Source organism: Amycolatopsis sp. w19 (genome assembly GCF_051373225.1).
GTDB lineage: Bacteria > Actinomycetota > Actinomycetes > Mycobacteriales > Pseudonocardiaceae > Amycolatopsis > Amycolatopsis japonica.
Genome location: NZ_JBPQFM010000010.1, coordinates 200,986 through 227,521 on the forward strand (window position 1 = coordinate 200,986; position 26,536 = coordinate 227,521).

The window sequence follows — 26,536 nt, forward strand, 5'->3', positions numbered from 1 at the left end:
AGGCGTCAGCATACGAGCGCGTCCGGTGATCGACAAGAGCTCGGTTGAACCGCATCCCCCGGTCATCCGTGTGGGAGGCAAGAGGAGGCGGCCATGGAGAACCGAGGAGAGGCCGGTGCCGATGCACAGTTCGATCGCGGCGGGCGCCGAACGATCCACTCTGCCCCTGCGGGTTGCAGTACTGTCCTCGCCGACCCAGAAGACCGTCGGGAGGACGCGAGTGGCGATCGGAGGCTGGCGGCCCAAAAAGGCCAAAGGCGAGGACTTGGTCAGGCACTTGTACGCCGAACACGGGCGAAGCCTGCTGGCGTATGCGACAAGGCTGACCGGGGACCGCGCGGCCGCGGAGGACGTCGTGCAGGAGACCTTGGTCCGGGCTTGGAAACATGCCGAAGACCTGGAGAACGACGCGAAGGGATCGGTGCGGGGCTGGCTGCTCACGGTCGCCCGGAACATCATCACCGACCGCGCGCGGGCCAGGGCGGCCCGGCCACCGGAAGTGGCGGAGCCGGCGGAAGGCGTGCCCACCCCGGCGGTGGAGCGGGACCACGCGCAAGGCGTCGTGGACTCCATGGCCGTGCTCGGGGCCATGGACGGCCTGTCCACGGAACATCGTGAGGTACTGGTGGAGATCTATTACCGGGGCCGGACGGTGGCCGAAGCGGCGAAATCCCTGGGCGTCGCCCCGGGTACCGTTAAGTCGAGATCATATTACGCGTTACGGGCGCTCAGAGCCGTGATGTCCGGACCCGGGAAGGAGGTAGCGCGATGAGTGCGGTGGGACACGACCAGGGCCAGCTCGCCGCCTACGTCCTCGGCGGCCTGACTCAGGCGGAAGCGGCCACGTTCGAGACGCATCTGGCGAACTGCCCGACGTGCCGTCGTGAGGTGCGCGAGCTGTCGGAGCTGCGCCACCACCTCGACGAGGTGCCCCCGGAGGCGTTCCTCGAAGGACCGCCCGACGGCGGAGATCTGCTCCTGCAGCGCACGCTGCGTCAGGTTCGCGAAGAAGAGGGCACCCAGGAGCGCAAACCGCGGCGGCTCCTCGCCGTGGCCGGTGCGGCCGTGCTGGTCGTGGTGGCGCTCGGCGCGGGTGTGCTCGTCGGACGGCAGACGTCGCCCGAACCGTCGACGGTGGCCTTGCCGGTGCCGACGGCGACCGCCCCGGTGCCCGGCACCCGCGACCTCGCGGCGACCAACCGGGACACGGGTGTGCAACTGGCGGTCCGGGTGGTCCCGGCCGCGGGCTGGGTGCGGCTGCACGCCAAGGCGACAGGTGTCCGCGAAGGCGAGAAGTGCGCGCTCATCGTCGTGACGAAGAGCGGAGAGCGGGTCAACGCCGGCAGCTGGCTCGTTTCGGAGAAGGGACAGCGTGAGGGCACCGGTGTCGACGGTTCCGCGCTGGTCGCCCCCGGCGACGTGGCCTCGGTCGACGTCGTGACGATGGACGGCCGGAACCTGGTGTCGGCGCAGGTATGACGGGCTCGCTCGCGGGTCGCGGAGGCGGTTGGTACCGCTTCCGCGACACGTGGGTGCTGCCCGCCTCGCCCAAGGCGGTCTTCGACGCGGTCGTCGACTTGGCCGCGTACCCGCTGTGGTGGCGCGACGTGCGTTCGGTCAGCCGGGTCGACGAGGACACCGCCGAACTCGTCTGCCGCTCCAGGCTGCCGTACGCGCTGACCGTGCGGATGCACCGAGACCGCCAGGACGAGCGCGAGGGACGGCTGCGAGTGCTGCTCAGCGGTGACCTCGAAGGGACGCTGGCCGGTGCGCTGGTCGCGGTGGGAAGCGGTACGAGACTGGAGATCACGCAGGAGGTCGAGGCGCGGAAACCGTTGCTGCGCAAGCTCGATCGTGTCGCCAGGCCGGTCTTCCGGATCAACCACGCCCTCATGATGCGACGGGGGCAACAGGGATTGCAGGGATATCTGGGGCGCTAAGCTCGCGCCATGCGTGTCGCCACCGTGCAGCCGTTCACCGTCCCCGCCGACCTCGCCGCGAACATCACCGAACACGCCAGGCTCCTCCGGATCGCGGACGCCGATCTCTGCGTGTTCCCGGAACTCTCCCTGACCGGTTTGGAATTCGAGGCGCTCGCCGCCGATCCGGGACTCTGGCTGACCCCGGACGACCCACGTCTCGAACCGCTTCGGGAGGCTTGCCGGGCGAGCGCCGTCCACGCCGTCATCGGACTGCCGCTGGTGGAGGACGGGCACCGGTACATCGGTTCGCTCGTCCTCGGCCCCGGCGGGGAAACCGTTGCCACCTATGCGAAACGGAACCTGCACAACAGCGAGGAAGAGCTCTTCGAACCGGGCACGCGGCAGGTGATCGTCGAGGTCGGCGGTAGGCGCCTCGGTCTGGCGATCTGTCTCGACGCCGCGAACCCGGACCACGCGCGGGAACTCGCCGAGGCGGGCGCCGACGTCTACGTCCTCAGCGCGCTCTTCAGCGAGGGGCAGGAAGATCGGTTGCTCGATCAGGTCGGCGTCGCCGCCGGATACGGGATGTGGGTGGTGCTTTCCCAGTACTCCGGCAAGACCGGCGGCATGGCCGCGTTCGGCGGCAGCGGGGTCTGGAGACCCGGAGGCGCCGCCGAGGTGCGTCTCGGCGGCGAGGTCTCCGAGTGGGCTTACGCGACGATCGCCTCCTGAACCTTTCGGGCGCGAAGGAGCACTGTCGCGGCGAAGACGGCGAGCGCGAGCAGCCCGGCGCTCAACGCGTACGCGGCTCGATAACCGCTAGCGAGTGCTTCGGGCATCGCGGCTCCTTCGGCCAGCAGGGATCCGGTGCGCGAAGCGGCGGTGGTCGCGAGCACGGCCGTCCCGATCGCCGCGCCGATCTGCTGCGTGGTGTTGATCAGCCCCGAGGCGACCCCGGCGTCGGCGGGGGCGACGTCGGACATCGCCTGCCCCATCAGCGCCGGCATCGCCGCGCCGAAACCGATGCCCATCAGCACGAGCGCCGGCAGGACGTCCGTCGCGTAGTCGCCGTCGGCCTGGACGGTGGCGAGGAAACCGAGCGCCAGCGCGACCAGCGAGAGCCCGCCGACGAGGACCGTCCGTGCCCCGAAGCGGTGGTTCAGCCGCTCGGCGAAGACCAGCGACATCACCGCGATCGAAAGCGGGGCGGGCAGGAACGCGAACCCGGTGCTCAACGCGTCGAGCCGGAGCACGCGCTGCAGGTAGAGCGCGGTGATGAACTGGAAGCCGAACAACCCGGCCACCATCAGGACCATCACCGTGTTCGCCCCGGACACCGCGCGGAGGCGGAAGATCCGCAGCGGCAGCAACGGGCGGCGTGCCTTGGCCTGCCGCAGCACGAACCCGGCGAGCAGGAGCAGCGACACCACGAGCAGGCCGAGCGTGCGGACGTCGGCCCAGGTGTACTCCTCGGCCTTGACGATCGTGTAGATCAGCAGCATCAGGCCGCCGGTGACCAGTCCGGCGCCGGTGACGTCCGTGCCGTCGCGCAGGCCAGGGCCTCGATCGTCCGCGAGCAGCCGGACGGCGAGCGCCAGCGCGATCGCGCCGATCGGCAGGTTGACGAAGAACGTCCAGTGCCAGTCGAGCAGTTGGGTGAGCGTTCCGCCCGCGATGAGCCCGATCGACGATCCGGCGGCCTGGGTGAAGCTGTAGACGCCGATGGCCTTCGCTCGTGCCCGAGGTTCCGGGTAGAGCGTGGTGATCATGCCGAGCACGACGGCCGACGCCAGCGCGCCACCGGCGCCCTGCAGGAAGCGGAACCCGATGAGCTGCGCCTGGTCCTGCGCGATTCCGCAGAGCAGCGAGGCGAGCGTGAACAGGCTGAGCCCGGCCAGGAAGACCCGTTTCCGGCCGATCAGGTCGCCGAGCCTGCCGGACAACAGGAGCAGCCCGGCGAAGGCGATCAGGTAGGCGTTGACCACCCAGGCCAGCGTCGAGGGCGTGAAGCCGAGATCGTTCTGGATCGCGGGCAGCGCGACGGCGACGATCGAGCCGTCGAGGACGACCATCAGCGAGACGGCGCAAAGGATGGCGAGGGCGAAAGCGCGCATGGTGATCCTTCGAGATTTCCCCAGGTGATGCCTTGGTGCATCACTTGTAACAGCGCCCATCTTGTGTGACTCTGTTCCTCGCCGGAAGGAGGCACTTTCATGTCCCAGGGGAACACCGATGTGACCGCGCAGGCCAGGGTCGTCGATCCCGAAAAACTCGAGGTGTGCACCGTGCTCGAGGTGATCAACCGGATCAGCGGCAAGTGGGCGATCGGCATCCTGCTGGAGGCCACGCGCGGTCCCGTGCGGTTCACCGAGCTGGAGCGCTCGGTGGAGGGGATCAGCAGGCGGATGCTCACCCTGACGTTGCGGAACCTCGAACGCGACGGCCTGCTCGTGCGCACCGTGTACCCGACGGTGCCGCCGAAGGTGGAGTACGAGGCCACGGCGATGGCGAAGGAGCTGTATGCGTCGCTGAGCGGCCTGCTGAGCTGGGCCGAGCGTCACCGTGACTCGATCGCCGCGTCCCGTGTCGTCTACGACGAGAAGGTCAGCGCCTGACGTCCGCCGTGTGCACGGCACGCTGGACGTGCGAGCACAGCATGGCGAAGTACATCTTGTGGAACGGCAGGTCCGTGCTGTTCTTCGCGGACCAGCTTTCCCAGAGCCCGCCCGGCCGCAGATAGCGTGACGTGTACGCGGTCGTGAGGTCGGTGTCGATGTGGTGCAGGGCCGCGAGCGCCCATTCCTGGTCGTAGCGCAGGTCCGGCCGCGCGAGGTAATGGTCCAAATAGGACACGAGGATTTCGGCGTCGGCGATCGTGCCGAACCGGGCGAGCGCGAAACAGTAGCCCTGCCCGGCGAAGACCAGCCCGCTTTCCAGGAACAGTTCCCGGATGCGGCCGCGCCACGCGGTGCGGCGGTCGACGCCGATCAGCCAGGCCGCGGTGATCCGTGGCCGCCAGTCCGCCGCGAGCAGTGCGCCGAGTTCGTCGTCGGTGATCGTCCGCGCGTCCTCGACCAGGTCTCGCAGGAAGACCTCGCGTTCGGGGTCGCTCATCATCCCGGCGAAATTGCCGTGCAGCAGCTTCGAGTACCGCGAGAGCACGTAGCGGTCGATGGCGTCCGGCATGCCGTTCAGCTTCCCAGAAAAGAGGAACCGCGGTGCGAGGACGGGGGCCCCTCGCACCGCGGTTCCGGTCTGTCGCCGGGCGCTACGCGTGCGCCACGGCCTTCTCCCGGTCGCCGTCCGGATCCTTCGGCGTGTCGGAATGGTCGTCGATCAGGGTGGCTTCGTCGAACGGGGCCTGTCCGCTGAAGACACGGTTGGCCTGATCCCGGTCGAACTCCTTGGTCCACGTTCCGACCAGGACGGTCGCGACGGCGTTGCCCGCGAAGTTCGTCAGCGCGCGGGCCTCGGACATGAACCGGTCGATGCCGAGGATGAACCCGACGCCGTCGACCAGTTCCGGCCGGTGCGACTGGAGACCGCCCGCGAGGGTGGCGATCCCGGCGCCGCTCACGCCCGCCGCGCCCTTCGACGCGATGATCATGAACAGCAGCAAGGAGATCTGCTCGCCGACACCCAGCGGCTGGTCCTGCGCGCTGGCGATGAACAGCGTCGCCATCGTCAGGTAGATGGCCGTGCCGTCGAGGTTGAACGAGTAGCCGGTGGGCACGGTGATGCCGACGACCGGTTTGGACACCCCGAGGTGCTCCATCTTCGCGATCAGGCGGGGCAGCGCCGATTCGGACGACGATGTCGACAGGATCAGCAGGAACTCACGGCCGAGATAACGCAACAGCGTGAAGATGTTGATCCGCGCGCCGAGCCACAGGACCGTGCCGAGCACGCCGAACACGAACACCAGGCAGGTCAGGTAGAAGCCGATCATGATGACGGCGAGGCTGCGCAGCGCGCCCCAGCCGGTTTCGCCGACCACCGCGGCGATCGCGCCGAACGCGCCGACCGGGGCGGCCCACATGATCATCGCGAGGATACGGAACACGAGCCGCTGGATGTGCTCGATGCCGCGGCGGATCGGCTCGCCCTTGGTGCCCAGCTTCTGCACGGCGAAGCCGGCGAGGAGCGCGACCAGGAGCGTCTGCAGCACCTGGCCTTCGGTGAAGGCGGAACCGAAGCTGGTGGGGATGATGCCCATCAGGAAGTCGACGGTGCCTTCGCCACCTTCGGCCTGCTTGTGCGCCTTCGCGGCGGCTGCGGGGTCGAGGTGCAGGCCCTCACCCGGGTGCAGGAGGTTGCCCACGACGAGGCCGATCGCGAGCGCGAACGTCGACATCATCAGGAAGTAGCCGAGCGACAGCAGCCCGACCTTGCCGACCTTCGCGGCCTTCGCCACCGATCCGATGCCGAGCACGATGGTGCAGAAGATGATGGGGGAGATCATCATCTTGATCAGGTTGACGAAGCCCGTGCCGAGCGGCTTGAGCTCCTTGGCCAGACCTGGCGCCGCGAACCCGACGATGACGCCGAGGACGACCGCCGCGATCACGGCCAGGTACAGGTAGTGCATCTTGTCGCGGCGTCGTGGCGCCGCTTCCGGCGTTGTAGGCACCTTTGCCTCCAGCTCAGGGGGTGTCCGTGGGATTGCCGGTCACTATCACCCGGGCAGGTGAGCTGGGTCACGGTTGTGTTCATTGAGTTCGCGCGAGTGGTTTCCGGGGAATTCCGGCCGGGCGCGCCGCGGGCACCGGCGCCGGTGTGCTGGTATGGGCGGGTGCCCTCGACGACGCGGATCCGGACCAGGCGCGGCAGCCTCGCCCGCCAGCTGCTGATTCTGCAGCTCGTGGTGCTTTTCGTGCTCGTCGCGGCCGGGGTGACCTTCGCGTACCTCGATTCGGTCAGGGCCACCGAGGACCGGGCGCGGGACAAGGTGACCGCGGTCGCCGAAGCGGTGGCGGACGCCCCTGGCGTTCTCGCCGCACTGTCCACATCGGAGCCGACCCGGACACTGCAGCCGTTCGCGCAGAGTGTCCGCGCGGACACGGACGTGGACTTCGTGACCATCATGGACAAGAACGGCATCCGGTACACGCACCCGAATCCGGCGCTGATCGGGCAGCCGTTCATCGGCAACATCGGCGAGGCGCAACGCGGCGGCAAGGTCCTCGAGACCTACGCCGGTTCGCTCGGCCCGTCCGAACGCGTCGTGGTCCCGGTGCGCGGCGCCGCCGGGCAGGTCGTCGCGCTGGTTTCGGTCGGTATCACGGTCGAAGCGATCGACGCGGAACTGCGGGAACGCCTGTGGCCCTTGATCGGGGTCGCGATGGCGGTGCTGGTGGTCGGCGGGATCGGCAGTTATCTCGTCAGTGCCCGGCTCCGGCGGCAGACCAGGGGGATCGCGCCGGAGGAATTGAGCAACCTGTTCGAATACCACGAAGCCGTGCTGCATTCCGTGCGCGAGGGGCTGCTGCTCGTCGGCGGGGACGGGCGAGTGGTGCTCTGCAACGACGGGGCACGGGCGCTGCTGGGTGTCGCCGAGGACGCCGTCGGCCGTGAACTGTCCGCATTGGACATTCCCGAAGACCTCGTCGAAGCGTTCACCTCGGGGGAGGAGCGCACCGACGAACTGCACCTCACCGAGGCCAGGGTGCTCGTGGTCAGCACGTCGCCGGTGCGCTCGCGCGGGAAGGCGATGGGCACCGTGGTGATCCTGCGCGATCACACGGAACTCCAGGCGCTGACCGGGGAACTGACCACGGTGCGCGGACTGGCCGAGGCGCTGCGGTCGCAGGCGCACGAAGCGGCGAACCGGCTCCACACCGTCGTTTCCCTGGTCGAGATCGGCCGCCCCGAACAGGCCGTCGAGTTCGCGACCGAAGAACTCGCGCTGGCACAGGAACTCACCGACCGCGTCGTCGGCGCGGTCGCCGAACCCGTGCTCGCGGCGCTGCTGCTGGGCAAGGCGGCGGAGGCGAGCGAACGCGGCGTCGAGTTCACGATCACGCCCGACACCGTCATGGAGGACTCGGACACCGGCGTCCCGCCGCGGGACCTCGTGACCATCCTCGGGAATCTGATCGACAACGGCATCGACGCGGCGGCGGGCAACGCCGGCCAGGGCGGACGGCCCGGGGTCGAGGTGACCGTCCGCGCGGATGCCGACGGGTTGCTGCTGCGGGTCGCCGACACCGGGCCGGGCGTCGAGGACGTCGAAGAGGTGTTCCGGCGCGGGTGGTCCACCAAACCCGAGGACGGGCACGGACTCGGCTTGGCACTGGTGGGTCAGGCGGTGCGGCGGCACGGTGGGACGATCGACGTCGGCCGCGACGAGGGCGCGGTGTTCACCGTTCGCCTGCCGCCGAAGGAGTCCGCGCGATGATCAAGGTGCTGGTCGTCGAGGACGAACCGGTGGCCGCCGACGCGCATCGGGTGTACGTCGAGCGGATGCCCGGCTTCACCGTGGCCGGGGTCGTGCACTCCGGCGGCGACGCCTTGCGGTTCTGTGAACGCGAACCGGTCGACCTGGTACTGCTGGACTTCTACCTCCCGGACACGCACGGCCTCGCCGTCTGCCGGTCGCTGCGCGCGGCCGGCCTCCCGATCGACGTCATCGCCGTGACCTCGGCGCGGGATCTGGCGCTGGTGAAGGCAGCCGTGTCGGTCGGCGTGGTGCAGTACCTGCTGAAACCGTTCACTTTCGCGTCGCTGCGGGAAAAACTGGAGCGCTACGCGGAGTTCCACGGCGCTTCGGGCGAAGTCACCGGACAGGCCGAGATCGACCGCGCGCTCGGCACCCTGCGCACCACCGAGCGGCAGGCGCTGCCGAAGGGGATGAGCGGGCAGACCCTGGAGGCGATCACCGAAGTCCTCGCCTCGGCCGCCGACGGCCTCTCCGCCGGAGCGGCCGCGACCGCCATCGGCGCCTCCCGCGTCACCGCGCGCCGCTATCTCGAATACCTCGCCGACAACGGCCTCGCCCAGCGCGAGCCCCGCTACGGCCAGGTCGGCCGCCCCGAGGTCTGGTACAAGCCGAAAACCGTATAACGACCTATACCGCGGCTTGCGGGCTACCTTGGGATCGTGAAGATCGGCGAACTCGCGCGGAAGACCGGGGTCAGCGTCCGCGCGCTGCGCTATTACGAGGAAGAGGGCTTGATCAGCCCGGGCAGTGAAGGCAACGGCTATCGCGACTTCTGCGAAGGCTCCGTCGAGGCGGTCCTGCAGATCCGCGGGATGCTCGACGCCGGACTGCCGGTGCGGCTGATCCGTGAGGTCCTGCCGTATCTCGACGGACCGGAGGAGGTCCGGCCGAAGGAACCGTGCGAGTACATGATCGGCGAGGTTGCGAGGCAGCGGGAAGTGCTCGACCGCCGGATCGCGCTCATGACCCGCAATCGCGACGCCCTCGACGCGTACCTGCGCGACTTGACCCTGACACAAACGTGAGGGTTTTAGCGTGCGGGCATGACTTCGATGCGCGCGCTGCGACAGGACTCCGCGAACGGTCCTGAAGATCTCCACCTCGTCGCCGATGCCCCCGTTCCGGCGCCGAGACCAGGCGAAATCCTCCTGAAGGTCACTGCGGCGGGCGTCAACTTCGCCGACGTCATGCAGACGCGGGGGACGTACGAGGACGGGCCGGAAGCCCCGTACATCGCCGGGTTCGAGGCGGCAGGCGAGGTCGTGGCTGTCGGCGACGGGGTGACCGCGTCCGCTGTCGGCGACCACGTCGTCGGGACCGGCGGCGGGGCGTTCGCCGAGTACATGGTCATGCCCGCGGCCGGCGCGGTCCCGGTGCCGTCGGGCTGGTCGGACGAGCAGGCGATCGGGCTGATCCTGAACTGGGTCACGGCGCTCGCCGCGCTCAAGCCGCTGGGGCGGCTGGCCCCCGGTGAGACCGTGCTGGTGCAGGCGGCGGCGGGCGGGGTCGGCCAAGCCGCGGTCCGGCTGGCCAAGCACTACGGGGCGACCGTCATCGGCACCGCGTCGCCGGGCAAACACGACGTGGTGCGGAGCCTTGGCGCCGATCGCGTCCTCGACTACGGGGCCGATCCGGGGACGGCCGACCTGGTGCTCGAATCAGTCGGTGGAGCGGCCTTCGCGGTCAGTCTCGCCGCAGCCAAGCGGGTCACCGGTCGGGTCGTGGTCTACGGCGTCGCCGGGGGAGAGGCCGCGATCACCAACCGGGACTTGAACTTCCGGCAGCAGATCCACGTGATCGGACTGCATCTCGGCGTCCTGATCGAGCACGCGCCCGCGATCTTCGCGGAGCTGATGGACGAACTGCGCGCCCTGATCGCGGCCGGCGTCTGCGTGCCGGGGACGCCGACGGCGTACGACCTCGCGGACGGGCCGAAGGCGCTCGCGGAACTGGAGGCGCGGGCGACCTCGGGAAAGCTGGTGCTACGGCCTTGAGCACGGCATGGTCGTATGCGAACATGCGCATGTCAATAGGTCGAAAGTGTTGGTAAATCACCAGCTGGCTGACGCGACGAAAGTCGGTGCCGAGTCGCGGCCGGGGCTCCTAAATTCACGAACCATTCCGTTGTCCTCACAAGGAGTGGGTCCATGGCAAGGAAGTTCTTCGTCTCCGCGTCCGTGAGCTTGGCGCTGCTGGCCGTCCCGGTCACCGCGGGCCAGGCCACGGCGGCGGTCCAGCCTGCTCAGAAGGCCGCGGCGGCGACCACGGTCTACTACGACGCCTCGGGAGCGCCCAGCTTCCGGGCCGCCATCCAGGCGGGCGTGGCGAACTGGAACAACTCGGTGTCGAACGTGAAGCTGCAGGAGAGCTCCTCGGGCGCCACCCTGCGCTACACCGAGGGCAACGACCCCTCGGGTTCGTACGCCGAGACCGACGGCCACGGCCGCGGCACCATCTTCATCGACTACACGCAGGCGCAGCAGTACAACCAGACGCGGATCGCCGCGCACGAGACCGGCCACGCGCTCGGCTTGCCGGACAACTACCAGGGCCCGTGCTCCGAACTGATGTCCGGTGGCGGCCCCGGCCCGTCCTGCACCAACGCGACGCCGAACGCCCAGGAGATCTCGCGGGTGAACTCGCTGTGGGCCAACGGCCTCGTCGCGGCGGGCGCCATCCAGCGCATCTACAACTGACGCTCGGAAGTCCGTGAATGCCTCCTTCCCTACCCTCAAAGTAGGGAAGGAGGCCTTCACGGCGTTCAGCCCTGGAACTCGTAGGCGCCCGCATCGACCCGCGCGCCGGAGTACACGGGATTGCCGTCGACGTCGCGATCGTCGTACTTCGTGGTGCCGAGGTCGATCGCCGGGCTGCCCGCCCGCAGGATCAGGTTCGTGGCCGAGGTGAACTTCGGATCCGCGACCTTGTCCGTCGCGCCCGGCGTGAACTGCCGGAGCCCGCCGAAGTACACGTTGTGGTCGGTCGCGGTGAAGGTCGCGTCCGCGTAGCCGACCTTGTACGCCGCCTGGACGACGTTCTGCGTCATCGTCAGCATCTGGTTCGTGCAGCCGCCGTAGCAGACGAAACCCTCCGCCTCGGCGTTCGGGAGCCGGAGCGAGTTGTTGCGGAACACCGTGCCGAGCACCGGCCCGTTGCCGTCGTCCGGGCCGCGCGTGATGATCCCGCCGCGTGTCTTGGCGCCGAAGATCGCGTTGTACTCGAAGACGTTTCCGGTCGAGACGCCGTCTGGGTCCTGGGCGTCCGTTCCGAGCTCGGTGAAGGTCTCGTTGTCCTCGGAGATGTTGTGGTGGATGACGTTCCGGGAGCCGTAGAAGATCTCGACCGCGGCGCCGTCGAGGCCGCCGAAGTCGTCGGCCTTCGCGATCGACCCGCTGATCCGGTTCCAGCCGATGTCGGAGTCGTCGCCCTGGACCAGCACGGCGAACGCGCCGGAGTCGTCGTTGCCGCCCGGCGTCACCACGGTCATGTGGTTGTTGTCGACGAGGTCGTTCTGCGTGACCTCGGTACCGTCCGCAGACGGTGCGATGTACACGCCCGCGCCGGCGCCGGTGATCAGGTTCGACAGCACCTTGTTGCGATCGCCGGACACCTTCACCCCGGCCCACGAACAGCGTCCCGCGTCGGCCGCGACGCCGATCTGCAGGTCTTTCACCACGTTGTCGTTGCCCGGAAGGTCGACGCACGCTTCCGCGTTGCCTTTGACGATCGGCCGCGCGCCGGTGCCGTACGCGCCGACCGTGACTCCCGACCCCTTGACCGTGAGACCGCCGGACCAGTTCCCGCCGCGACGCAGCAGGACGATGTCGCCCGCCGCGAGCGTGGTCGCCGAAACCTTGGCCAGGGATTTCCACGGGGTCTGCTGAGAAGTGCCGCTCGCGGTGTCACTGCCGGAGACCTGGTCGACGTAGTAAGTCTTCGAAGCGGCTTCGGCCGTCGTGAACCCGGTGCACGCGACGGCGGCGAGCACGGCCACGGAAAGCAGTTTCCAGGACATGCGGCGGACCGTAACCACCTGCCGCACAAGGGTCGTACAAAGACCTCGGCGGCTTTAACATGATCGGATGCGTCGGGCGTCGCGGATTCTCGTACCGGCCGCGCTGCTGTTCAGCGCCATGGTGGCGAGCAGCGGGATCGCGTCCGCGCCGCCCCCGCCGGTGGTTCCCGTCGCCGGGCTGAACGAGCTCTGGAACGCGTACGGCGATCAAGGCGGGCACTGGACCGGCGGGGATCGCACGGTGTCGGTCCCACTGCCGGACGGACGCACGGCGTGGCTGTTCTCGGATACCTTCCTCGGCACGGTGAACCCCGACCACAGCCGCCCGCGGGACAGCCCGATCGCGCGCAACACCCTGGTCGTCCAGCGGCCCGACGGCTCGCTGGGGGAGACGCTGCACGGCGGCACCGCCGACGATCCGGAGGCGCTGATCGGTCTCGCGGGTTCGGACGAGCACTACTGGGTCGGCGACGGTGTGGTCCAGGGCGACGTCCTGCGGGTGCTTTACAACCGGTACAAGACGACTGGGTCCGGCGGCCTCGACTTTCGGAACACCGGGACTTCGCTGGCCACCTTCCGGCTGCCCGCGCTGACGCCGTCCGAGCTGCTGGTGATCCCGGTGAGCGACAAGGTCGCGTGGGGATCGGAGCTGCTCGAAGACGGCGGGTACACCTATGTCTACGGCGCGGAACAAGGTCACCTCCGGCTCGCCAGGGTGCCTGTCGGTGGCCTTCGGGGGCCTTGGCAGTTCTGGACCGGCGTCGGCTGGTCGCCCCACGAGGAGCACTCCGCCCGGATGCTGCCCGGCGTCGGGACGGCGTTCTCGGTGACCCGCATCGGCGGTGAATACGTGCTGATCACCATGGACACCAGCCCCGGTTTCAGCCCGGTGATGCTCGCCTACACCTCAGGTTCGCCGACAGGCCCGTTCAGAGCTCCGGTCGTTCTGTACCGGGCACCTGAAGCGAGCGACCGGCGGATCGTCTACGACGCGACGGCGCATCCGCAGCTGAGCCGTCCCGGGAAGCTCACGGTGTCGTACAACGTGAACTCGCTCGACCACGGCGACAACATCGCGGATGTGCGGATCTACCGGCCGCGGTTCGTGGAGGTCGATTGGCCGCCGTCCCCTCCGTGGTCGTGAGTGGCAGCCGAGGTACATGAAGGCCCCCTTCCTGTACTTAGGCGCAAGGATGGGGGCCTTGATGTACTTGGGTAGGTGTGAAGGTCGAGTTTCCTCGGCTGAGCCGAGGGACGGGATCCTTCACGGATCCTGGCCCGCGATCAAGCCGCGCGTCATTCCAGGACGCGGTCGTCCCGCGGCGCTTCGATGGTCAGGGAAGCCGATGTGCCGTCGGTGAGCTGGTTCAGCCGCGTCATGGTCCGGTCCAGCTGCTCCGCCAGCCGCGGGATGGTGCTCGACGGGAGATAGGCCTCGGCGCCGGCGTCGAGGAGACGCCGGACCGGGCCTTCGTACTTGACGCCGAGTTCGGCGTCTTCGATCTCCGTGATCACGATCCGCGCCTTCGGGTACAGCGCGCGGAAGTTGCCGATCAGTTGCGGGCTGGCGGGAGGTACCAGCAGGACGTCGACGGTCGGGGGAGCCGAGTGCAGGTCCAGGACGAGGTACCCGGGGCCGAGCCGCTCGGACAACGCGTCGCGCGCCGACGCCGACAGCTTCATGGCGGTGGCCACGACCGTGATGTCCTCGGACTCCGCGGACGAGAAGGATTCCTGACGGGAAACGCCGGAAATCGTCCCGATCGTCTCGCCGTTCCTGGTGATGGTCACCTCCTCGCCGGGGCGGAGGGTGTCGATGAGGGCGACGAGTTCTTCAGGAAGCTGGGAGGCCTCGACCCACTGATCACTCATCACCCCATCATGGCCCGACTTCTAGCGAGGCCGCCCGGGGACTCCGGGCCGGGTCTGCCACGGGTGCGGTCCGTCGAGCGGCCGGTATTCGACGCCCAATGCGTCCAGCCGCGGCAGGTGGTGGTCCCGCAGCCGCGGCAGGAACTCCGCGTAATCCCGTCCGTCCGGGTCGCTCCACGCCACCTCGGCGAAAGCGCACAGGCGCGGGAAGACGACGTAGTCCACGCGCCGCACGGTGTCGAGGTGCTCGGACCACACCTGTGCCTGCGCGCCGAGAATCGCCTTCCCCTCGGGGTAATCGGCGGGCACCGGCTCGTAACCGTAGAAACTCTCCAGCGTGCTCAGGTAACCGACGGGGATCGGTTCGTCGGGGTGGTCGGACTGCCGGTGGTCCAGGTACACGTGGTCCTCCGGGCACATGACGACGTCGTGCCCGGCGGCCGCCGCACGGGCACCGGCCGCCTCGCTCTGCCACGAGCCGATGACCATCGGCGGCAGATCACCCGCTTCGAGCACCTCGTCCCAGCCGAGCGGACGACGTCCTCGTTCGACGAGGTGCCGCGCGATCTCCCGGACGAACCAGCCGTGTTCCTCGGTCGCACCGGGCACCTCGTCGCCGCCGAGCGCGATGACCTCGGACGGGAAGATGTCCAGCACGTGGTCGAAGACGCGTTTGAAGAAGTCCACTGTGGACTTCTTGGTGTTCAGCAAAGACGTGCTGATACCCCAGCTCGTCCAGACCTCCCACGGTTCGTCGGTCTCCGGCCCGAGTTCGGGGTAGGCGGCGATCGCGGCCCTGGCGTGGCCAGGGATGTCGACCTCCGGGACGACCGTCACCGAACGCTCGGCGGCGTACGCGACGATCTCGCGGAGATCGTCGGCCGAGTAGAACCCGCCGTGCGGCCGTCCGTCGCGTTCCGGCCCGTCGTGCCGTCCGACCATCGACGACTTCCGCCAGCCGCCGACGTCGGTCAGCCTGGGGAATTCGGGGATCTCGATCCGCCAGCCCTGGTCGTCGGTCAGGTGCAGGTTGAGCACGTTGAGCTTGTGCGCGGCGATCAGGTCGACGAACCGCAGCACCTCGGCTTTGGTGCGGAAGTGCCTTGCCACGTCCAGTAAACAGCCGCGCCAGCCGAAGCGAGGATGGTCGGTCACCACACCGCACGGGATGGTCGTTTGTCCACTGTGGATGGATGCGGCCCGGAACGCGTCCGGCCCGACGAGTTGCCGTAGCGTCTGGCGGCCGTAGAACTCGCCCGCCGCGTCGGCCGCGTGCAGGGTCACGCCGGACGGGTCGATCTCCAGCCGGTAGCCCTCGGCGGGCAGCGCGGCGTCACGGCGGACGTCCACTTCGGACGGAGCGGAACAAGTTCCCGGCAAGGATTCCACCGAGACGGGACGGGGAAGCAGTGTTTCGAAGCCAGGCATGTCAACCCTTCACCGCGCCGCCCATGACGGACACGAGTCGTCGTTGCACGAGGATGAAGAACACCAGCACCGGGATGGTCATCAGGGTCGAGCCCGCCATCACCGCGCCCCAGTCGGTGTCCTCCGGTTTGAAGAACACCAGGATCGCCAGCGGAAGCGTCTGGTTCTCGGTGTTGGAGATGATGAACGTCTTCGCGAACAGGAAGTCGTTCCACGCGTGGATGAACGCCAGCACGCTGATCGCCACCAGCCCGGGCGCCACCAGCGGGAAGAGGATCTGCCAGGTGAACCGCATGCGGCTCGCCCCGTCGATCTTCGAAGCCTCTTCCAGCTCCTGCGGCACCGCGGCGACGAAACCGCGCAGCATCCAGATCGCGAACGGCAGGCTGAACGCCAGGTGCACCAGGATCAGCGAGCCGAGATGGTTGGTGCCGAACGCCGGCGCGACGTCGCCGACCGACCGCATCAGGAAGAACAGCGGAATGGTCAGCGCCTCGACCGGCACCATCTGCGCCACCAGCACCATCACCAGCAGCACGGTCCGGCCCTTGAAGTTGAACCGCGTCAGCGCGACCGCCGAGAGGAACGAGAGCAGCAGCGACAACGCCACCACCACGACGGCCACGATCACGCTGTTCAGGAAGAACAGCGCGAAACCCTCACCGCTGAGCACCCGTTCGAAATGCTCCAGGGTCGGCGTGAGCGTCCAGGGGCGGGGGTTCTCCGCCTGGATCTGCCCGGTCGGCTTGAACGCCGAGAGCACCATCCAGTACACGGGGAACGCGACCATCCCGGCGATCACCACGCAGATGATCTCCGCGATCAGCCTGCCAGGGCGTTTGACCCGGCGGGTCTTCGGAGCCGTCGTCACACCCATCCGGCGCTCCGGCGTTGCGACCGGACGTACAACCCGGTGATGGACAGCAGCAGCAAGGTCATCACGACTCCGAGCGCCGCGCCGAGACCGTATTCCTGTCCGGCGAAGGCCTGTTGATAGGCGAAGACGTTGAGCACGAGGTTGCGCCCGGCCACGCCGCCGCCGTTGGTCATCACGTAGATCTGGGTGAAGATCTTGAAGTCCCAGATGATCGACTGGATCGTGGCGATGGTCAGCAGTGGCCGCACCATCGGCAGCGTGATCGACCACGTGGTGCGCCAGGTCGACGCGCCGTCGAGGTACGCGGCCTCGATGACCTCTTCCGGCACACCCTTGAGCCCCGCGTACATCGTCACCATGACGAACGGGAACGAGCACCAGATGACCTCGGCGGCCACCAGCCCGAACGTGCTGTAGGTGTCGAAGGTCCAGGAATGGTTCGCCATCCCGGTGAACCCGAGGCCCGACAGCACCTCGTTCACCAGGCCGAAGTCCGCGTCGAACAGGAACAGCCAGACGTACGAGCCCGCCATGGCCGGCGTCGCCCACGCGGCCAGCGCCGCCAGGAACAGCGGAACACGCGCCCAGGCGCGGACCCGGGTCGCCAGCACGGCGAGCCCGGTCCCGAGGGCGAGGCTGCCGACGACGCAGACCGCGGTGAACCCGAGGGTCTTGGCCAGCACCTCCCAGAACTGGAGGTTCTCCAGCAGTTCGACGTAGTTGCCGAAACCGAGGAACACCAGCGGCGCGTTGCCGACCGCCTGCGGCTGGCCGTAGTCGTAGAACGAGATCAGGACGAGCTGGTAGATCGGGTACACCAGCATCGCGAGCAGCAGGATGCCACCGGGAGCCAGGTAGAGCAGGGCGGCCCGCCCGTCCCGGCGACGGCGGGGCGACCGCCGTGCCGGGACGGCCGGAGCCGTGGTGCGGGGGATTTCTTGCGTGACCACTTAGCCGAACGCCTTGTTCATCTCGGCGGCCGCGGCGGTCAGCGCGGTGGCCGGGTCCTTGCCGCCGGTCGCGATCTGCTGGATCGCGGTGGGCAGCACGTTCTGCGCGTCGATCTTCGACCACGCCGCGGTGGCGGGGACGAACTTCGTGCCCGCGGTGAGCGTGTCGACGAACGGCTTGACCGACGGGTCGCTCGCGGCGAGCTTCTGCTGGACACTGCCGAGCGTGGGCAGGTTGCCCATCGCGACGTACATCTTCTCCTGGTACTTGGCGCCACCGAGCAGTTCGGTGAACTCGACCGCGAGGCTCTTGCGCTTGGTCGCGTTGAACACGCCGAGCAGGTTGCCGCCCGCGAACGCCGGGGCGATCTTGCCCGCCTCGGTACCCGGGAGCGGGATGATCGCGTACTTGCCCTTCACCTGACCGGCCTCGACGGCCTTGCGGTTGAAGTCACCGCCGATCGACATCCCGGCCTTGCCACCGGCGAACGCCGTGATGCTCTGCGTCCCGGTGAGGTTGGCGCACTGTTCGGGCGGGCAGATGTCCGCCTTGAGCAGGTTCGCGTACGCGGTCACGCCCGCCTTGGCCTGCTCCGAGTCCATAGTGGACTTCCACTTGCCGCCGTCCTGCTTGGCGATCTCGCCGCCGTGCGCCCACAGGAACGGGAGCATCGCGTAGGTGTACTTGCCGCCGACGGAGATGCCGTACAGCTCCGGCTTCTTGGCGCGGATCGTCCTCGCGGTCTCGGTCAGCTCCGCCAGCGTGGTCGGCGGCTTGAGACCGAGTTCGGCGAAGATGTCCGTCCGGTAGTACAACGCGCGGATGCCGGTGAACCAGGGGAGCCCGTAGGTCTTGCCGCCGGATTTCGCGGTCTCCAGGACCGCGGGCAGGATGTCGGCGCCTTCCTTCCACGACGACAGGTCGCCGGTCAGGTCGGCCAGCGCGCCCGTGGCGGCGTAACTGGAGACGTCGGTGTTGCCGAACTCGGCGACGTCCGGCGCGCTGGCCGGGTCGTTGAAGGCGCCGGAGAACTTGTCGGCACGGCCTTCCACCGGGATCCACTGGACGTCGACCTCGACGCCCGAGTGCGCCGCCTTGAACTCGGCGATCGCCTCCTTGACGGCGGCCTCCTTGGGCGCGCGGTTGGCTTCGTCGAACAGCCAGACCCGGACCGTGCCGGTCTTCTCGTCACCGCCGCCCGCGGCCGGGGTGTTCTGGGCCGGCGCGCAGGCCGCGACGAGGCCGACCGCCGCGAGGCCCGCGATGAGGACGCGAGTTCTCATGGATTTTCTCCTTATGCGAAAAAGACGGAATTGACTTGGGGGAGCGCCAGTTTCCCGGCGACGGCCCCCGGAAGCCCGGTGTCGGGATCGCGCGGCAGCCAGCTGAGCGTGCCGGACTTGTCGCACGAGACGTAGAACCAGCGCTCGGTCGGGTCGAGCGTGAGGTGCCGGGGGTAGATGCCCCCGACGGCCGTGTTGCGCAGCAGTTTCAAGGACTTCCCGTCGTCGCCGACGCCGAACGACGCGATCGTGTCCGAGCCGCGCACCGACGCGTAGACGAACCGGCCGTCCTTCGACGTGGTGATCTCGGCCGGGTACTGCGAGCCGGGCGTGATCGGCGGAACGGCCGGGACGACCTGCCCGGCGGTGAGTTTCCCGGTGGCCGGGTCCCACGCCGCGACGGTGACCTGGGCTCGTAGCTCGCCGAGGATGTACGCGTATTTGCCGCCTGGGTGGAACGTCAGATGCCGGGGCCCGGCGCCGGACGGGAGCTTCAGCTGCTGGTTCAGCGTCAGTTTCCCGGTGGAGACGTCGAGTTTGTAGACGTAGACCGAATCCGCGCCGAGGTCGACCGCGAGCACCCACTTGCCGGTGGGGTCGTTGACCACCTGATGCGCGTGCGCGTCCCGTTCGGCGCCCTTGTGCTGCGCCAGATCGACGACGTCGCCGAGCTTCCCGCCCGCGAGGATCGGGAGGACGACGACACTGCCGCTGCTGTAGTTCGCGGCGAGCACGTACTTCTGGCTCGAGTGGACGCACAGATGGGTCGGATGCTGTCCCTTGGACGATTTCTTGTTGAGCAGCGCGGGTTTGGTCGGATCGGCCAGGCTGAACGCGGAGATCTGGCCGTTCTCGTCCTCATTGGTCACGTAGAGCGTCTTGCGGTCGGCGCTGATGTCGAACCAGGAAGCGTTGCTGACTCCCGGAATCGTCCGGTCGACGACCACGGCGTTCGTGGCCGCGTCCCGGTGAGCGACATCGAGCCCGTGCCCGGAACTGGTGTAGCTGCTGACGTAGATGGCCCCGGTTCCCTTCGGTCCGCAGGTTTGTTCGGAGGCGTTCGCGAGGTGGGAACCGAGAACGGTGGTGAGTCCAGCCGCTCCGACGGCGCCGAGGAACGTGCGTCGATCGAGTCCGGTCATCGTGATCTCTCCCAGCTGTCGGGTGGTTTAAACCACTGCCATGAGCAATGCTGCCACGCCGAAACCGGAAACGGAAAGGACGGTTTCCAAGACGGTCCAGGTTTTCAGGGTCTGCGGCACGGTCATGTTGAAGTACCGCGAGATGATCCAGAAACCGCCGTCGTTCACGTGGGAGGCGATGATCGAACCCGCCGAAATCGCGACGACCAGCAGCGCGAGCTGCATTTGCGAGTAGCCCAGCGTCGCCACCGTCGGCGCGACGATACCGCTCGTGGTCACGATCGCGACCGTCGCCGAACCCTGTGCGATGCGCATGCCGCAACTGATGACGTAGGCGGCGAGAATCACCGGGAGACCGGCGTTGTCCAGCGAACCCGCGACGGCCTTGCCGATCCCGGTGGCGGACAGCACGGCGCCGAAGAACGCGCCCGCGCCGACCACCAGCAGGATCATCGCGACCGGGCGCAGCGACTTCGCCGAAAGCTCGCTCAAATCCTTGCCCGTCAAACCGCGGCGCAGCCCCAGTAGCCAGGACGCGAGCAGCACCGAGACCGTCAGCGCGACCGCCGGGGTACCGATGAACGCGGCGACCCCGGCGGCCGCGGAGGCCTTGGGAAGCCAGATGCTGCCGAAGGTCCCGGCGAGGATCAGCACCAGCGGGACCGCGATGATCCCCAGCACCAGCCCGAGCGACGGCGGGTTCGTCTCCTTTTCGCCTTCCTCCTCCGCGACCAGGAATTCCGCGGGAACGGGCACGTCGATCCGCTTGCCGATCCACGTCGAATACAGCACACCGCCGACGAGGAACGCGGGAATACCGCAGACCAGGCCCATCAGGATGATCCAGCCGAGTTCGACGTGCAGCAGACCGGCAGCGGCCACCGGACCGGGGTGCGGCGGGAGGAACGCGTGGGTGATGGAAAGCCCGGCGAGCAACGGCAACGCGTACAGCACGAGCGAACGGCCGCCCTGTTTGGCGGCGACGTAGACCAGCGGCGCCAGCACGAAGATGCCGATGTCGAAGAAGACCGGAATGCCGAAGACGAAACCCGCGAGACCCATCGCCAACGGGGCCCGCTTCTCACCGATGGCACGCAGCAGCGCGCCGGTGAGCACCTTCGCCCCGCCCGAACGCTCCAAAATGGACCCGAGGATCGTGCCGAGCCCGATGATCGCGGCGATATGGCCGAGGATCCCGCCGAAACCCTTCTCCAGCAGGGAATCCGAGGCCTTCTGCGCGGAGCCGACGATCTGGACGACCGGCAGGCCCGCGGCCAGCGCGGTCAGCAGGCCGACCACGATCAGCGCGATGAAGGGCTCGAGCTTGACCTTGATGATGAGGAACAACAACACCGCGATCGAGACGGCGGCGAGGGTCAGGAGACCTCCCGTCGAATTTTGGAGCCAGTCGATCATCGGGCACTCCCGGGGTTCCGCAGTGAATGGCCGGCGAGGGCGCCGGTCGGTTGACCATCGTCGATGGCGGCGACACCGTTGACGAAGACATAGGGGATTCCGGCGGCTTGCTGCCGCGGCTCGTCGAACGTGGCGGTGTCGGCGACGGTTTCCGGGTCGAACAGCACGAGGTCCGCCGCGTATCCGGCGCGGACGAGCCCCCGGTCGGTCAGGCGCAGGCGCTGTGCCGCGCGGCCGGTGAGGTGGGCGACGCATTCGGCGAGTTCGAGGACGCCGAGTTCGCGGACGTAGCGCGCGAGGTAACGCGGGAACGTGCCCCAGGCGCGGGGATGCGGCCGCGCGCCGACGAGCAGCCCGTCGCTGCCGCCGGTGTGCGTGCGGTGGCGCATGATCGCCTGGACGTTCTCCTCGTGCCCGACGTGCATCAGGCAGGACGTCCCGAGCTTTTCCGAGAGCAGGACGTCGAAGTACAGCTCCGCGGCCGGTTTCCCGGCGCGCTGCGCCGAAGCGGCGACGGAATGCCCGACGAGGTGGGAGTTCTCGTCGCGGCGGACACCGTTGATCTCGATGGCCTCCCAGTCGATCGGCACCCCGTGTGCGCCGTCGGAACCGGTCTCCTCGATCTCGGCACGGATGCGCTCGCGGGTGTCCACATCGGACAATCGCGCCAGCGTGGCGTCGAGCCCGCCTTCGGTCGCCCAGCTCGGCAGCAGCGCCGAAAGGTAGGTGGCGCCCGGAAGGTAGGGATAGGTGTCCAGCGTGATGTCGCAGCCGTCGTCGAGCGCCTGGTCGAGCAGTTCCAGGAGGTTCGACGCCTTGCCCTTGTTCACCGAGAAGTTCATCGTGGCGTGCGCGAGGTGCAGCGGGCAGCCGGAGCGGCGGGAGACGTCGACCATCTCCCCGAACGCCTCCAGCGCGCCCTTGCCGTAGCTGCGGTGGTGCGGGCTGTAGAAGCCGCCGTTCTCCCCGACGACCCGGCACAGTTCGACCAGTTCGTCGGTGGTCGCGTACATGCCCGGCGTGTAGGTGAGCCCGGACGACATGCCCATCGCGCCCTCGGCCAGCCCGGTCGCGATGAGTTCCTTCATCGCGTTCATCTCGGCTTCGGTGGCGGGCCGGTCTTCCCAGCCGACGGTGAGCATGCGGACGGTGCCCTGTGGCACCAGGTAGGCCGCGTTGACCGCGACCCCGGCGTCGAGCCGGTCGAGGTACTCGCCGACGGAACGCCAGTTCCAGTCGAACCCGGCCGGATCGTCGTTCCAGCCGGCGAGCTGCTGGCGCAGCGCGGCGAGGACGTCGTCGTTCACCGGCGCGTAGGAGAGCCCGTCCTGTCCGAGGACCTCGGTCGTGACGCCCTGGGAGAGCTTCGCGAGGTGATCCGGGTTGGCGAGCAACTGGAGGTCGGAATGAGAATGCATGTCGATGAACCCGGGCGCGAGCACGAGTCCTTCGGCGTCGATGGTGCGGCGGCCCGCGAGCGAGCCGGGTTCGGCGACACTGGCGATACGGCCGTCGGAGATGCCCACGTCGTGCCTGGTGAGCGGATCTCCGGTGCCGTCGGCGACCAGTGCCGAGCGGACGACGATGTCCATGGTGATTCTTCCTCTGCGGCGGTGGAGGACGGATCAGAAGTGGGTGCGAACGAAATCGAGCACGGTCTCGCCGTCGGGGCCGACGACCGGGATCAGGGGCCACTTGTCGAAGACGGTGCAGGGATGGGACAGACCGAGGGCGATCCAGTCCCCGACCTCGACCGGTGACGACGCGGGCAGGGTGAGAAAGGCGTGCTGGTCGTTCATCTTCTGGATGGAGTGACCTTCGAGCGCGGACGGTGGCCCGTCGCCCTTGCGGATGAGGCGTGGCTCGGGCATGCCCTCGTCGAACGAGGCGTCCCGTTTGCCGATGGTGAGCAGCGCGAGTTCGTCCGTCGGCTTCGACGTCACCTGTGCCCAGGCGCGCAACGCGGAACGGAACGATGCGACCCCGCCGATACGCGGGTGTTCGCCCAGCGGCGAGATCACCCGGTAGAAGCCGTCGTCATGGGTCACGTAGGCGCCGCTGCGCAGGATCGGCAGGACGTCCAGGCCGCCCCAATCCTTCGTGAGCTCGTCGGCGACGCGGTCGAAGTACGCGCTGCCGCCACCGGTGACGATGATCTGGCCGGCGTCGTCGAGCAGGCCCTTGGCGTGGAAGGCGAAGACGAGTTCGCGCAGACCGTCCACATAGGAGCTGATCAGCTGGAGCGACTTTTCGTCCGTGTGGTGGGAAAGCGCGCCTTCGTAGCCGCCGGATCCGCGCAGGCGGAGAGCCGGGCTCGCGTGCGCGGCCTCGGCGACGGCGAGCGCGGTCTCGGTGTCGCGGACACCGGTGCGGCCGCCCTCGGCGCCGAGTTCGACGAGGACGTCGACCTTGCGGCGGGCCCCGCGCAGGGCTTCGGTCATGAGCTCGACACCGCGGACGGAGTCGACCCAGCAGACGAACTCGAAGTCGTCGTCGGCGTCCAGTTCGGCGGCCAGCCACTTCAGGCCGGAGGGGTCGAGCAGCTGGTTCGCCAGCAGGATGCGGGAAACGCCGAACGCGCGGTATATCCGCAGGTGGCCGGCGTTCGCGCAGGTGATGCCCCACGAGCCGTGCTGCAGCTGCCGCTCGAACAGCTGCGGCGCCATCGTCGTCTTGCCGTGCGGGGCCAGCGCGACCCCGCGTTCGGCGCACCAGGCCGCCATCGTGCGGAGGTTGTGCTCGACGGCCTCTTCGTCGAGGACGACGAACGGGCCGAGGAAGCCGTCTTCGAACAGCTTCGCGCCGCGGGCGGCGGCCTCGCCGATCGTGAGACCGGACAGCGAGGGCGCGACCGAGCGGAAGCGCCAGTCGACGCGCTCCTCCCGGACGGCCGCGACCGCGGCGGAATCGATGGTGCCGGCTTGGAACATGAGGTTCACCTCGGTTGCGTATGTTGCAACGGACGTTGCGCATATTGCGTGGGATAGGTGTAGCATCCGGTCCGCTGGAGGTCAACGGCATGACGACTAGGAGACGTGAAGGTGACAAGCGCGCCCGACGTGTTGTGCATCGGGGAGTCGATGGCCTTGTTCGTGCCGGCCGAACCCGGGCCGCCCGACGAGGTACGTAAGTGGGTGCGAAGCATCGGAGGCGCCGAATCGAACGTCGCCTGTCATCTCCCGGCGCTGGGATTCACCAGCGCGTGGGTGAGCGCCGTGGGCGACGATCCGTTCGGCCGCGCGCTGGTGCGCGAGATCGGTGAGGCCGGGGTGGACGTGAGCGCGGTCGTGGTCGACCCGACGCGGCCGACCGGGCTGTACGTCAAGGAGAGCGGCGCGGACGGCAGCCCCGTGCGCTACTACCGGAAAGGCTCGGCCGCGTCCGGAATGGACGCCGGGCTCCTGGGGAAACTCGATCTCGACGGTGTCCGCGTGATCCACCTGTCCGGGATCACGCCCGCACTGTCGGACGGCTGCCTCGACCTGGTGCGGGCGCTGATGGAACGACCGCGTGGGGACACGCTGGTGTCGTTCGACGTGAACTTCCGACCCGCGCTGTGGACCGAGCGCGACCCGTCGGTGCTGGCCGGACTGGCCGCCCGCGCCGACATCGTGCTGGCGGGCGAGGACGAGGCCGAGCGGGTGTGGGGGACCGGTGACCCGGCACGGCTGCGTGCCGCGGTGCCGGGGCCGAAGACGCTGGTCGTGAAGCACGGGGCACGCGGGGTGACGTTGGTCGAGGGGGACGGGCCACCGCTGTTCTCGCCCGCGCTCCAGGTCGACGTCGTGGAACCGGTCGGCGCCGGTGACGCCTTCGCGGCCGGGTTCCTCGCCGCCACCCTGCGCGGCGACGACCCCGCGACCCGGCTGCGACGTGGTCATTTGCAGGCCGCGGCCACCCTGCTGACCCACGACGACGTGGGCACGCCGCTGCCCGGATCCGTCGTCGAAGCACTCCTCGGCGCGGATGAGGCAGCATGGGCGGCGGCCAAGCTGACGGACAAGGGAGTGGTGGGCGGATGAGCCAGAGCCTGGACAGGGCGCTCACGCTGCTGGGCGGTCTCGCTCGCGAGCCGAAGACGCTCGACCAGCTCGCCGAGGAGATCGGCGTGCACAAGTCGACCGTGCTGCGCCTCCTGCGCACCCTGGAGACACACCACTTCGTCCGCCGGGAAGGACAGCGGTACTACCGGCTGGGCAGTGCGCTCTTCGACCTCGCGCAGCAGGCGCTGGAGGATCGCGACGTCCGCCGCACCGCGCAATCGGCGCTCGCCGGGCTCAACGCGCGTACCGGCCACACCGTGCACCTCGCGTCCTATGAGGACGGAGAGGTCGTCTACATCGACAAGTTCGAGGGCAGGCATTCGGTGCGGATGTACTCCCGCATCGGAAAACGCGCGCCGCTGCACTGCACCGCCGTCGGCAAGGTGCTGGTCGCGGCGATGACGCCGGAGAAGCAGGCGGACGTGGTCTCGAGGATCGACTTCTTCGTCCGCACGCCGAACACGATCACCACGCCCGAGGCCTACGAGAAGGAACTCGCGCTCGTCGCCGACCGCGGCTACGCGGTGGACAACGCCGAACACGAGGACTTCATCCACTGCGTCGCCGCGCCCGTCCGCGGCCCGGGCGGCGTGGTACTCGCCGCCGCGTCGGTGTCGGTGCCGAAGGTGCTGCTCGACTACGACGGCCTGATGGCGCTCGTGCCGGAGCTGGTCGCCGCCACCGAAGAAGCTTCCGTCCACAGTGGATGGACGGGGAACCGAAAGGGGAAGTTGGAATGAGCAAGACCGCGATCAGCACGGAGAACGCGCCGAAGCCGGTGGCCGCGTTCTCGCAGGCGGTCCGCAAGGGCAACATCCTGCAGGTGGCCGGCCAGGTCGCCTTCGACCCGGCCACCGGCGCCATCGTCGGCGAGACCGTCGGCGAGCAGACCGAGCAGACCTTCAAGAACATCGAAGCGGTGCTCGAGGCCGCCGGTTCGAGCCTGGCCGACGCGCTGATGGTGCGTGTCTACCTGACCGACGTCGACCACTTCGGCGCGTTCAACGAGGTCTACAACAAGCTGATCGGCGAGGCGCCGCACCCGGCCCGCACCACCGTGTACGTCGGCCTGCCCGCCGGCCTGCTGGTGGAGATCGACGTCCTGGCCGTCACGGACTGACCCTCGCGCGTGCCATGAAAGGTCCTTT

General features: G+C 68.6%; 27 protein-coding genes. 14 read left to right on the forward strand and 13 right to left on the reverse strand.

What is annotated here, in order from left to right; translation table 11 throughout:
• Window positions 1–220: 220 nt before the first annotated feature.
• Genes ACSMFO_RS21450 through ACSMFO_RS21465 form a run of 4 tightly spaced genes read left to right on the forward strand, consistent with a single transcriptional unit; the run spans window position 221 to window position 2,654 of the window.
• The gene (locus ACSMFO_RS21450; RefSeq protein ID WP_161791131.1) at window positions 221–772 is read left to right on the forward strand and encodes a sigma-70 family RNA polymerase sigma factor; all 552 of its coding nucleotides are present in this window, start codon (window positions 221–223) and stop codon (window positions 770–772) included.
• Complete coding sequence (locus ACSMFO_RS21455) at window positions 769–1,479, forward strand: anti-sigma factor family protein (RefSeq protein WP_038511425.1); 711 nt, start codon at window positions 769–771, stop codon at window positions 1,477–1,479. Before ACSMFO_RS21450 ends, ACSMFO_RS21455 begins: the two co-directional genes overlap by 4 nt.
• Entirely contained in the window at window positions 1,476–1,940 is a 465-nt protein-coding gene (locus ACSMFO_RS21460) for an SRPBCC family protein (protein WP_436460238.1), read from the forward strand. The genes ACSMFO_RS21455 and ACSMFO_RS21460 overlap by 4 nt, the downstream gene beginning before the upstream one ends.
• Window positions 1,941–1,949: 9 nt before the next feature.
• A complete protein-coding gene (locus ACSMFO_RS21465; RefSeq protein WP_436460239.1) occupies window positions 1,950–2,654 on the forward strand; it encodes a carbon-nitrogen hydrolase family protein in 705 nt (234 codons plus the stop codon).
• Here ACSMFO_RS21465 and ACSMFO_RS21470 read toward each other — a convergent pair.
• On the reverse strand, window positions 2,633–4,036 hold the full coding sequence (locus tag ACSMFO_RS21470) for an MFS transporter (RefSeq protein ID WP_436460240.1): 1,404 nt from the start codon (window positions 4,034–4,036) through the stop codon (window positions 2,633–2,635). The two genes, ACSMFO_RS21465 and ACSMFO_RS21470, sit on opposite strands and share 22 nt — an antisense overlap.
• 99 nt (window positions 4,037–4,135) lie before the next feature.
• Here ACSMFO_RS21470 and ACSMFO_RS21475 point away from each other — a divergent pair, with 99 nt between their 5' ends.
• On the forward strand, window positions 4,136–4,537 hold the full coding sequence (locus ACSMFO_RS21475) for a winged helix-turn-helix transcriptional regulator (RefSeq protein WP_007028064.1): 402 nt from the start codon (window positions 4,136–4,138) through the stop codon (window positions 4,535–4,537).
• Here the strand turns inward: ACSMFO_RS21475 and ACSMFO_RS21480 are convergent.
• Window positions 4,527–5,108, reverse strand: a complete 582-nt coding sequence (locus ACSMFO_RS21480) for a DUF6000 family protein (RefSeq protein ID WP_436460241.1) — start codon at window positions 5,106–5,108, stop codon at window positions 4,527–4,529. The two genes, ACSMFO_RS21475 and ACSMFO_RS21480, sit on opposite strands and share 11 nt — an antisense overlap.
• Before the next feature lie 82 nt (window positions 5,109–5,190).
• Complete coding sequence (locus ACSMFO_RS21485) at window positions 5,191–6,510, reverse strand: cation:dicarboxylate symporter family transporter (protein ID WP_037345587.1); 1,320 nt, start codon at window positions 6,508–6,510, stop codon at window positions 5,191–5,193.
• 204 nt (window positions 6,511–6,714) lie between these two features.
• On the opposite strand from ACSMFO_RS21485, the gene ACSMFO_RS21490 reads away from it, so the two are divergent.
• The 5 genes from ACSMFO_RS21490 to ACSMFO_RS21510 all read left to right on the forward strand — a co-directional run bounded on the left by ACSMFO_RS21490 (window position 6,715) and on the right by ACSMFO_RS21510 (window position 11,057).
• Window positions 6,715–8,319 (forward strand): ATP-binding protein, encoded by a 1,605-nt coding sequence (locus tag ACSMFO_RS21490; RefSeq protein WP_436460242.1) that lies wholly within the window; start codon window positions 6,715–6,717, stop codon window positions 8,317–8,319.
• Complete coding sequence (locus tag ACSMFO_RS21495) at window positions 8,316–8,984, forward strand: response regulator (protein WP_037345590.1); 669 nt, start codon at window positions 8,316–8,318, stop codon at window positions 8,982–8,984. Before ACSMFO_RS21490 ends, ACSMFO_RS21495 begins: the two co-directional genes overlap by 4 nt.
• Window positions 8,985–9,020: 36 nt before the next feature.
• The gene (locus ACSMFO_RS21500; protein ID WP_436460243.1) at window positions 9,021–9,386 is read left to right on the forward strand and encodes a MerR family transcriptional regulator; all 366 of its coding nucleotides are present in this window, start codon (window positions 9,021–9,023) and stop codon (window positions 9,384–9,386) included.
• An 18-nt stretch (window positions 9,387–9,404) separates the two neighbouring features.
• Window positions 9,405–10,355: an alcohol dehydrogenase catalytic domain-containing protein gene (locus ACSMFO_RS21505; protein ID WP_436460244.1), complete on the forward strand. Its 951-nt coding sequence runs from the start codon at window positions 9,405–9,407 to the stop codon at window positions 10,353–10,355.
• Between the two features lie 153 nt (window positions 10,356–10,508).
• Window positions 10,509–11,057, forward strand: coding sequence for a snapalysin family zinc-dependent metalloprotease (locus ACSMFO_RS21510; protein ID WP_016335415.1), 549 nt, complete (start codon window positions 10,509–10,511; stop codon window positions 11,055–11,057).
• A 65-nt stretch (window positions 11,058–11,122) separates the two neighbouring features.
• Here the strand turns inward: ACSMFO_RS21510 and ACSMFO_RS21515 are convergent, their stop codons facing one another.
• Window positions 11,123–12,376: a choice-of-anchor Q domain-containing protein gene (locus ACSMFO_RS21515; RefSeq protein ID WP_436460245.1), complete on the reverse strand. Its 1,254-nt coding sequence runs from the start codon at window positions 12,374–12,376 to the stop codon at window positions 11,123–11,125.
• A gap of 67 nt (window positions 12,377–12,443) precedes the next feature.
• On the opposite strand from ACSMFO_RS21515, the gene ACSMFO_RS21520 reads away from it, so the two are divergent.
• Window positions 12,444–13,520, forward strand: coding sequence for a DUF5005 domain-containing protein (locus tag ACSMFO_RS21520; protein ID WP_436460246.1), 1,077 nt, complete (start codon window positions 12,444–12,446; stop codon window positions 13,518–13,520).
• Between the two features lie 152 nt (window positions 13,521–13,672).
• Here ACSMFO_RS21520 and ACSMFO_RS21525 read toward each other — a convergent pair whose 3' ends face one another.
• The 9 genes from ACSMFO_RS21525 to ACSMFO_RS21565 are packed head-to-tail and all read right to left on the reverse strand — an operon-like array spanning window position 13,673 to window position 24,275.
• The gene (locus ACSMFO_RS21525) at window positions 13,673–14,248 is read right to left on the reverse strand and encodes a hypothetical protein (RefSeq protein ID WP_436460247.1); all 576 of its coding nucleotides are present in this window, start codon (window positions 14,246–14,248) and stop codon (window positions 13,673–13,675) included.
• A 21-nt stretch (window positions 14,249–14,269) separates the two neighbouring features.
• On the reverse strand, window positions 14,270–15,676 hold the full coding sequence (locus ACSMFO_RS21530; RefSeq protein ID WP_436460248.1) for a beta-N-acetylhexosaminidase: 1,407 nt from the start codon (window positions 15,674–15,676) through the stop codon (window positions 14,270–14,272).
• 1 nt (window position 15,677) lies between these two features.
• Window positions 15,678–16,553, reverse strand: a complete 876-nt coding sequence (locus ACSMFO_RS21535; RefSeq protein WP_038511456.1) for a carbohydrate ABC transporter permease — start codon at window positions 16,551–16,553, stop codon at window positions 15,678–15,680.
• Complete coding sequence (locus tag ACSMFO_RS21540) at window positions 16,544–17,503, reverse strand: carbohydrate ABC transporter permease (RefSeq protein ID WP_073849265.1); 960 nt, start codon at window positions 17,501–17,503, stop codon at window positions 16,544–16,546. The genes ACSMFO_RS21535 and ACSMFO_RS21540 overlap by 10 nt, the downstream gene beginning before the upstream one ends.
• Window positions 17,504–18,787: an extracellular solute-binding protein gene (locus ACSMFO_RS21545; RefSeq protein WP_436460249.1), complete on the reverse strand. Its 1,284-nt coding sequence runs from the start codon at window positions 18,785–18,787 to the stop codon at window positions 17,504–17,506. It lies immediately after the preceding gene.
• Between the two features lie 11 nt (window positions 18,788–18,798).
• A complete protein-coding gene (locus ACSMFO_RS21550; protein ID WP_436460250.1) occupies window positions 18,799–19,929 on the reverse strand; it encodes a lactonase family protein in 1,131 nt (376 codons plus the stop codon).
• Between the two features lie 27 nt (window positions 19,930–19,956).
• Window positions 19,957–21,345, reverse strand: a complete 1,389-nt coding sequence (locus ACSMFO_RS21555) for a GntP family permease (protein WP_436460251.1) — start codon at window positions 21,343–21,345, stop codon at window positions 19,957–19,959.
• Window positions 21,342–22,937 carry an N-acyl-D-amino-acid deacylase family protein gene (locus ACSMFO_RS21560; protein WP_436460252.1) on the reverse strand — a complete coding sequence of 532 codons (1,596 nt, stop codon included), beginning with the start codon at window positions 22,935–22,937 and terminating at the stop codon, window positions 21,342–21,344. Before ACSMFO_RS21560 ends, ACSMFO_RS21555 begins: the two co-directional genes overlap by 4 nt.
• Window positions 22,938–22,970: 33 nt before the next feature.
• Entirely contained in the window at window positions 22,971–24,275 is a 1,305-nt protein-coding gene (locus ACSMFO_RS21565; protein WP_073849267.1) for an amino acid deaminase, read from the reverse strand.
• A gap of 150 nt (window positions 24,276–24,425) precedes the next feature.
• On the opposite strand from ACSMFO_RS21565, the gene ACSMFO_RS21570 reads away from it, so the two are divergent.
• Genes ACSMFO_RS21570 through ACSMFO_RS21580 form a run of 3 tightly spaced genes read left to right on the forward strand, consistent with a single transcriptional unit; the run spans window position 24,426 to window position 26,508 of the window.
• On the forward strand, window positions 24,426–25,367 hold the full coding sequence (locus tag ACSMFO_RS21570) for a sugar kinase (RefSeq protein ID WP_378415062.1): 942 nt from the start codon (window positions 24,426–24,428) through the stop codon (window positions 25,365–25,367).
• Window positions 25,364–26,128, forward strand: a complete 765-nt coding sequence (locus ACSMFO_RS21575) for an IclR family transcriptional regulator (protein ID WP_436460253.1) — start codon at window positions 25,364–25,366, stop codon at window positions 26,126–26,128. The genes ACSMFO_RS21570 and ACSMFO_RS21575 overlap by 4 nt, the downstream gene beginning before the upstream one ends.
• Window positions 26,125–26,508: a RidA family protein gene (locus tag ACSMFO_RS21580; RefSeq protein WP_007028047.1), complete on the forward strand. Its 384-nt coding sequence runs from the start codon at window positions 26,125–26,127 to the stop codon at window positions 26,506–26,508. The genes ACSMFO_RS21575 and ACSMFO_RS21580 overlap by 4 nt, the downstream gene beginning before the upstream one ends.
• The last annotated feature ends 28 nt before the right edge of the window (window positions 26,509–26,536 follow it).